This window comes from Xanthomonas sp. SHU 308 (genome assembly GCF_000364645.1).
In the GTDB taxonomy this organism is placed as follows: domain Bacteria; phylum Pseudomonadota; class Gammaproteobacteria; order Xanthomonadales; family Xanthomonadaceae; genus Xanthomonas_A; species Xanthomonas_A sontii.
This window is the reverse complement of the sequence record NZ_AQOK01000826.1, coordinates 1-261: the sequence shown is the minus strand read 5'-3', so window position 1 is coordinate 261 and position 261 is coordinate 1. Positions and strand designations below refer to the sequence as shown.

The 261-nt window shown below is 75.9% G+C and carries 1 pseudogene; it reads right to left on the bottom strand.

The annotated features are described in order from the left end of the window. Positions 1-261, bottom strand: a pseudogene (locus tag D588_RS25845) (transcriptional regulator); the annotation flags it as partial.

Below are 261 nucleotides of genomic sequence, written 5' to 3'. Positions count from 1 at the left end.
ACCAGCCGCTGGCGCTCGCGCGGCACATCCGCCGCTCCCGCCCGGATGCGGTACACGGCGAACTGCGGACGCCGGTGCACGAACGCAAGGCTGCCGCCGTCGCGCGCCAGCCGCGGCGCCTGCGCATCGCTCAGGCCCAGGTCGCGCAGGCGCCGGGTCTGCGTGTCCAGCCGGTACAGCCGGGTCTCGCCATCGACGCGGCGCCCGAACACGATGCCCTGCCCGTCGCGCGCCCAGTCCCAGCCGCGGATCTCGGCGAAT